This window comes from Nocardioides immobilis (assembly GCF_003515065.1).
Taxonomy (GTDB): domain Bacteria; phylum Actinomycetota; class Actinomycetes; order Propionibacteriales; family Nocardioidaceae; genus Nocardioides; species Nocardioides immobilis.
Map to the genome: position 1 here is coordinate 49,130 of NZ_QXGH01000044.1, position 7,182 is coordinate 56,311.

Below are 7,182 nucleotides of genomic sequence, written 5' to 3' on the forward strand. Positions count from 1 at the left end.
ACATGCCCGGCAACAGCGAGCGCCGCGGCGCGATCCGCAAGCAGAGCAAGAAGCCCACGGCCGGTTCCGGCGGGCGGGTCAAGCGCGGCCTCGAGGGCAAGGGCCCGACGCCCCGCGCGGTCGACCGGCCGTACCACAAGGCGCACAAGGCCAAGCAGGCCAAGCAGGCGAAGGAGACCGCGGCGAAGCGCGGCGGGCCGCGTCGCCGTACGTCGGACGCCGAGTGGATCGCCGGCCGCAACTCCGTCGTCGAGGCGCTGCGCGAGCGGGTCCCCGTGACCTCCGTCTACGTCGCCGAGGGCGTCGAGCGCGACGGCCGGATGCGCGAGGTCTTCCGGCTGGCCGCCGAGTACGGCGTCGGCCTGCTCGAGGTGAGCCGCAACGAGCTCGACCGGCTGACGAACGGCGCCGTGCACCAGGGCCTCGCGGCGAAGATCCCCGCCTACGAGTACGCCCACCCGGACGACCTGCTCGACGCTGCCGCCGAGATGGGCGAGAAGCCCCTCATCGTGGCGCTGGACGCGGTCACCGACCCCCGCAACCTCGGCGCGATCGTCCGCAGCGCGGCGGGCTTCGGCGCGCACGGCGTGGTCATCCCGGAGCGGCGGGCGGCGTCGATGACGGCGTCGGCCTGGAAGACGTCCGCCGGCGCGGCGGCGCGGATCCCGGTCGCTCAGACGGTCAACCTGACCCGCCAGCTCAAGGCCTACCAGGACGCCGGGTGCTTCGTGGTCGGCCTGGCTGCCGACGGCGACCTGAGCCTGCCCGAGCTGATCGCCGACGCCGACCTCGCGGGCGGCCCGCTGGTCCTCGTGGTGGGTTCCGAGGGTGACGGCCTGCACCGGCTGGTCGCCGAGACCTGCGACCGGCTGGTGTCGATCCCGATGGCAGGGGTCCTCGAGTCGCTCAACGCCGGGGTGGCAGCTTCGGTCGCTCTCTACGCGATCGCCGAGTCTCGGACGAGGCTCTAGGGTCGGATGTCCCGGCTGCCCGGCTGGCTCACCGCAACGGCGCTCGTCGTTGTGTGGTTGGCGCTGTCGACCTTGGCGGCGACCGGGTTCTTCCTCACCAGCGAGCGCACCGTCGACGTGGCCAGCCACGAGGCGCGCGTCACCCCCGACTTCACCGGCGAGGTGGTGGTGCGCACCGGCCCGGTGCTGCCGGACGTGCGCACCGACTCCGGCTCGCTGGTCGGCGTGGAGATCGAGCTCGGCAAGACCGACGCCCGGTCGCTCCAGGAGCTGACCGCCCGCTACGCGGCGATCGGCAGCAACTCGGACGCACAGATCGCCAAGGTCTCCGACGCGGTGCGGGAGATGGCGGTCGACGCGGTCGTCCGCGGTCTCGCCCTGGGCCTGCTGCCGATCCTCGGCTGGGTGCTGCTCGGCGCGCGTCGACGCGGCGAGATCGTCGAGCACCTGCCGACCCGACGCGGAGTGGCCGGCCTGCTCGTGATCGCGCTCGTCGTGATCGGGCTGACCACCCCGTGGCGCGGCCTGGGCGGTGCGTCCCAGGACCAGCCCGAGCGTTGGGTCTCGCTCGCCACCTTCGTCGGTCCCTCCGTCGAGCTGCCGGACGAGCTGGCCGATGTCGAGGTGCGCGGCGACACGGCCGGGGAGACCAGGCGGCTGGTCGCGAGCGCGATCGACTCCTACCGCGAGGGCCGGGAGTTCTACGCCGACGCCGCTGAGGCCGCGGCCGACCTCGAGCTCCGGGAGCCCGAGGAGGGGGAGACCGTCGTACTCCTGCTCTCCGACCGGCACGACAACGTCGGCATGGACCAGGTGGCGCGGGCCGTCGCCGAGCGGGGCGGCGCCGAGGCGGTCTTCGACGCGGGCGACGACACCTCGACCGGCAAGGAGTGGGAGGCGTTCTCGCTCGACTCGTTGGCGGACACCTTCGACGACTACTCCCGGTGGGCGGTGGCGGGCAACCACGACCACGGCACGTTCGTGCGGTCCTACCTGACCGACCTCGGCTGGACCTACTTCGACGACGAGGTGATCGACGGCCCGGGGGAAACCCGGATCCTCGGCGTGGACGACCCACGCTCCAGCGGCCTCGGCAACTGGCGGGACGAGAGCGACCTGACCTTCGCCGAGGTCCGGGCCCGGCTCGCCGACGCCGCGTGCGAGGCCGACGAGGACGGTGACCGCGTCGACACCCTGCTCGTCCACGACGCCAACCTCGGCGACGAGGCGCTCAGCCGCGGCTGCGTCGACCTGGTCGTCGGCGGGCACACCCACGTGCAGGCCGGCCCGGACCCGGTGCGGACGGACGACGGCGAGGTCGGCTACACCTACACGGTCGGTACGGCGGGCGGTGCCGCCTATGCCATCGCCATCGGCACCAAGCTGCGGCGCGCGGCGGGCCTGGCGCTGATCACCTACCGCGACGGGGAGCCGGCCGGCATCCAGTCGGTCACGGTGGAGACCACCGGCAGCTTCGCGGTCGACCCGTACGTCGAGCTCGAGTGAGCCGGCGCCAGGTCAGTGCCGGCTGCCGACCCAGGCCTCTCTAGAGTGGCCGGGTGGGAACGAACGTGGAGCGACTGCTGCCCAGCGACGAGGCCCGTGAGCTGCTCGCGCTGACCCGGGAGATCGCGGAGAAGGAGCTCGAGCCGGACGTCCACGAGGCCGAGCAGACCGGCGAGTTCCCGGCGGCGGCGTACCGGCTCCTCGGCAATGCCGGCCTGCTCAGCCTCCCGTTCCCGGAGGAGTACGGCGGCGGCGCTCAGCCGTACGAGGTCTACCTCCAGGTCGTCGAGGAGATCGGCAGGGCGTGGCCGAGCGTGGGCGTCGGCATCAGCGTGCACAGTCTGACCGCCACGGTGGTCGCGGCGAACGGGTCGGACGCGCTCAAGCAGGAGTGGCTGCCGCGGATGCTCAGCGGTGACTGGCTCGGCGCCTACTGCCTCTCGGAGCCGCAGGCGGGCTCCGACGTGAGCGGCATCCGCACGGCCGCCGTACGCGATGGCGAGGAGTACGTCGTCAACGGCACCAAGCAGTGGATCTCCAACGGCTCGTGCGCCGACTACTACATCCTCTTCGCGCGCACGGCGCCCGACCCGAAGCGGGGACTGTCCGCGTTCGTGGTGCCGGACGGCACTGCCGGGATGAGCTTCGGCGTGCCCGAGAAGAAGATGGGCCTCGCCTGCGACGTCACCACCCAGGTCCTGTTCGACGACGCGCGGATCCCCGCCGCCCAGCTGATCGGCGAGGAGGGCCGCGGCATGCAGGTCGCGCTGTCCGCGCTCGACGCCGGCCGGCTCGGCATCGCGGCGGTGGCGACCGGCATCGCGCAGGCCGCGCTCGAGTGCGCCGTCGCGTACTCCAAGGAGCGGATCCAGTTCGGGAGCCCGATCAGCGACAACCAGGGCCTCCAGTTCATGCTGGCCGACATGGCCGCCGCGGTGGAGCGGTCGCGGGCGTCGCACCTCCATGCCGCACGGCTCAAGGACGCCGGCCGCCCGTTCTCGCGGCAGGCCTCCGTCGCCAAGGTGACCGCCACCGACGCCGCGATGAGCGTGGCCACCGACGCGGTCCAGGTGCTCGGCGGCAACGGCTACACGCGGGAGTACCCGGTCGAGCGGCTCTTCCGGGACGCCAAGGTCACCCAGATCTTCGAGGGCACCAACCAGATCCAGCGGATGGTCATCGCGCGCGATCTCCTGCGCTGACCCTCTGCGACGACCTACTGTCGCCGTGTGTACGACGTCATCGTGGTCGGTGCCCGCTGCGCCGGGTCGCCCACGGCGATGCTCCTTGCGAGGGCCGGTCTGCGGGTGCTGCTGGTCGACCGCGTCACCTTCCCCCGCGACACCTTCCGGAACCACGCGATCCTCTCGCCGGGCACGCTCAGCCTGACGTCGTGGGGCCTGCTCGACACCGTCATCGCGTCGAACTGCCCGCCCGTCCGGACCGTCACCTTCGACTTCGGTGACGGACCGCTCGTCGAGCGCCTCGACTCCCGAGAGGACGGGGTCGATGCCATCTACATGCCTCGGCGCTACGTCCTCGACGAGATCCTGGTCAATGCGGCGATCACCGCCGGAGCCGAGTTCCGACCGGCCTTCACGGTGACCGGGCTGGTGTGGGAGCACGGTCGGGTCGCCGGCATCGAGGGTCGCTCCGGTGGGCGGACGTTCACGGAGCGAGCATCGGTGGTCGTCGGGGCCGACGGGCATCGCTCGGTGGTGGGCCGCGCGGTCGAGGCCCCGGTGGTGCGTGAGCACCCGGTGGTGACCTTCGGGTACTACAGCTACTTCAGCGGCGTGCCCGTCGGCGGGGTGGAGGGGTGGATGACGCCGGAGACGTCGCTGCACCTGATGTTCCCGACCAACGACGACCTCACCTGTGTCGCGATCCAGGGACCCTCGTCGGGCTATGCGGCGTTCAAGGCGGACATCGCGGCCGGCTTCGACGCCTACTTGGACCAGGTCTCCGTGGTCGCCGACCGGGTGCGAGCCGGCCGGCGTGAGGAGCGCTGGCTCGGGACCGGCGACCTGCCCAACGTCGTACGACAGGCCTCCGGGCCCGGCTGGGCGCTGGTCGGCGACGCCGGGTGCGTGAAGGACCCCGCGCCCGCCCACGGCATCAGCGACGCCTTCCGTGATGCGCAGTCGCTGAGCGACGCCCTCTGCGCCGGGCTCGCGCCGGGTGCCGACCTCGACGCCGCGCTCGCCGACTACGCACGCGTCCGCGACGAGGAGGCGCTCCCGTCGTTCGAGGCCGCGGTCGCCGCGGCCTCGCTGGCGCTGCCGCCCGAGGTCTACGAGATGCGCGCCGCCATGCGCGCGCAGCTGGCGTGAGGATGGGCCGGACGTCCTGCGGAGCGGGCCGTCGGCGGCCCCAGCGGTAGGACGTTGTGAGCGCGGAGGGGGAGCCATCTAGGCTTTCCACCACATTCCCCGGTTGGTCTGCCGGCAGGGCCCGCCTGACTTTGAATCAGGACTAGCGACGTAGGTTCGACTCCTACCCGGGGAGCCAGGCCAGAGAGTTAGCGCTGGTCAGACGGCGCGAGGCCCGCCCCTACTTCCGATAGGGACGGGCCTCCTCGACGAGATCGCGGCCAACGCCTCCGCCGCCACGGGTCGCCAGGCAGGCCGACGTCGGACATGTCCATCTGGTCAGGTCTGGCAGGAGCGGTGATTGCTCAGGCTGCGAACCGCAGGTCGATGCCGTAGCCCAGTCGCTCGAAGTCCTCGCGGTAGATCTCGCGCACCAGCGAGACCGTCTCAGGGTTGTAGTAGTCGCGCAGCCGTTGGTCGGCGCCGGTCACGTGGGCGGTCCGCCGCTCGAGCAGGTCCGCGGGGACCTGGAGGTCGAGGGTCTCGACGAGGCGGAGAAGATCTCGCTGGAAGGTCTCGAACCGTCCCAGGAAGCCGTACTCGATCCGGGCCAGGGACAGCAGGAAGCTCTGCGGCGCCCAGTGGGTGTCCATGCGCCTCGGGTCCTGCTCACGCACCCGGTGCAGGAACTCCGCGAACGACACCTCGGCGTCCGCTGCGAACCCCAGCGCTGGCAGACGTATCTCCCGGAGCCACTGCTCACCCGCGATCTTCTCCAGGTAGCAGGACAGTGCGCGTGTGTAGGGATTGCGTACGAAGCTGAATCGGAAGTACGGCGAGTCCGGCCCGAACACGACGTCCATGTCGAAGCCGTCGGTCAGTGGCGCCGCCAACGGGGACTTCGAACGATCGTGGACCGAGGCAGCCGGGTCGAGACCGATGCCATCGACCTCGCTGTGCTGGAGCACGCGCTTGACCACGCTGCAGCCCGCCTTCGGGACCTCCAAATAGACATAGTCGTGCCTGCGCGAGATGTGCGTCAGGTAGTCGACCCGACGGCGAGGATAGGGAAAGTATCGACGGTGACGAGGCACCGCTCGACCCTAGGGACCGCGGCGGTGCTGCGCCACCCGCCCCCCTTCGTCAGGGGCAGCTGCTCTGGTACCGACGAGAGTCGACGACGACTTCTCTCTTGAATCAGGACTAGCGACGTAGGTTCAACTCCTACCCGGGGAGCTCATGTGATGTCTCAGGACATCGGCATAGCCCGAACCCACGGATGTGGGTTCGGGCTCATTGCTTTTCGGTGGTGGACCGGGTGGTCGTCCGGTGCCGTGATAGTCGCGGGCGGGATCGATGACCAGTTCGCGGAGGATCTCGCCGGTGGCGGCGTTGATGATGCGGACCTGGAGGTCTTGGACCAGGAGCAGGATGTCGGTTCCGGCGTGGGTTCGACCGATGCCGATGTGGCGCAGCCGGCCGGCGATGCGAAGGGTGACGGTGCCGTTCTTGCTGACCTTGTCGGTGCGGACCCGGTCGTGGGTGTCGCTGGATCGGTCGGTCGAGGGGACCGCTTTGGGACGAGTGGCGTAGACGGTGGCCGGGGTCGCATGGTGGGGCAGGGAGCGGTGTGGGCGGGTGGTGTTGTACTCGATCGCGAATCGGTCCAGCAGCGCCTGCAGTTCAGTGATGGTGGTCGGCTGGGCGGGCTGAGCGCGTAGCCACTTCTTCAGGGTCTGCTGGAACCTCTCGACCTTGCCGCAGGTGGTCGGGTGGTTGGGTCGGGAGTTCTTCTGCACGATGTTGAGCTCGCGCAGCTCGAACTCCAAGTGGTTACGGCCGCCGCGGCCACCGGAGAACCTGGTCGTGTAGATCATGCCGTTGTCGGTGAGCACCGATGCTGGGTGGCCGTGCTGGCCTGCGGTTTCGCGGAACGCGGCGAGCACGATCGGGCCGGTGACCCGAACGTGGGCGCTGATATGGAGTGCGGCGCGGGAGTGGTCGTCGAGCCAGGTCAACACCTCGACGTCGGCCCCCGGAGTGCCGTCGTGGTTGGTGAGCCGGTAGTGGGTGAAGTCCGACTGCCAGGTCTCGTTGGGCTGCTCGGCCTCGAACCGGATGTATGAGGACTTCGGTCGCTTCGAGGGGTCCGGCACCACCGCGGAGTTCCGCACCAGGATCCGGTGGATCGTCGCCCGCGGCACCTCGGTCTGGTGGTGATGGAGCAGGTGCCAGCCGATCGTCTCAGCGCCGGCGTCGTGGCCCTGGGGGTGTCAGATGGTCTGTGTAAGCGATCGGTCTCAGCAAAGGAACGATGATGACTGCTGTGACCGAAAGGACCGGGCGACCGGACTACAAGAAGGCCGCTGACGCGAAGCGTGGTGACAGGGCAG

Annotated in this window: 6 protein-coding genes and 1 tRNA gene; 5 read left to right on the plus strand and 2 right to left on the minus strand. The window is 70.5% G+C overall.

Annotation, left to right across the window (positions count from 1 at the left end; all coding sequences use genetic code 11):
• Nucleotides 1-2: 2 nt before the first annotated feature.
• From rlmB to D0Z08_RS29165, 5 genes are all read left to right on the plus strand, one after another.
• Nucleotides 3-971, plus strand: coding sequence for a 23S rRNA (guanosine(2251)-2'-O)-methyltransferase RlmB (gene rlmB, locus D0Z08_RS29145; RefSeq protein ID WP_118928793.1), 969 nt, complete (start codon nucleotides 3-5; stop codon nucleotides 969-971).
• A 6-nt stretch (nucleotides 972-977) separates the two neighbouring features.
• Nucleotides 978-2,477, plus strand: a complete 1,500-nt coding sequence (locus D0Z08_RS29150; protein WP_118928794.1) for a metallophosphoesterase family protein — start codon at nucleotides 978-980, stop codon at nucleotides 2,475-2,477.
• 53 nt (nucleotides 2,478-2,530) lie between these two features.
• Complete coding sequence (locus D0Z08_RS29155; protein WP_245994625.1) at nucleotides 2,531-3,679, plus strand: acyl-CoA dehydrogenase family protein; 1,149 nt, start codon at nucleotides 2,531-2,533, stop codon at nucleotides 3,677-3,679.
• A 27-nt stretch (nucleotides 3,680-3,706) separates the two neighbouring features.
• Nucleotides 3,707-4,810: an NAD(P)/FAD-dependent oxidoreductase gene (locus D0Z08_RS29160; RefSeq protein WP_118928796.1), complete on the plus strand. Its 1,104-nt coding sequence runs from the start codon at nucleotides 3,707-3,709 to the stop codon at nucleotides 4,808-4,810.
• 96 nt (nucleotides 4,811-4,906) lie between these two features.
• Nucleotides 4,907-4,988 (plus strand) — tRNA-Gln (locus D0Z08_RS29165).
• A 166-nt stretch (nucleotides 4,989-5,154) separates the two neighbouring features.
• Here the strand turns inward: D0Z08_RS29165 and D0Z08_RS29170 are convergent.
• Together D0Z08_RS29170 and D0Z08_RS29175 are read right to left on the minus strand one after the other, a co-directional pair.
• Complete coding sequence (locus tag D0Z08_RS29170; protein WP_118928797.1) at nucleotides 5,155-5,883, minus strand: sulfotransferase family protein; 729 nt, start codon at nucleotides 5,881-5,883, stop codon at nucleotides 5,155-5,157.
• 123 nt (nucleotides 5,884-6,006) lie between these two features.
• Entirely contained in the window at nucleotides 6,007-6,993 is a 987-nt protein-coding gene (locus tag D0Z08_RS29175) for an integrase core domain-containing protein (protein ID WP_220454434.1), read from the minus strand.
• Between the last annotated feature and the right edge of the window lie 189 nt (nucleotides 6,994-7,182).

Coding starts and splice junctions, on each gene's coding strand:
- rlmB (WP_118928793.1), top strand. CDS start 3: ATGCCCGGCAACAGCGAGCGCCGCGGCGCGATCCGCAAGCAGAGCAAG.
- D0Z08_RS29150 (WP_118928794.1), top strand. CDS start 978: ATGTCCCGGCTGCCCGGCTGGCTCACCGCAACGGCGCTCGTCGTTGTG.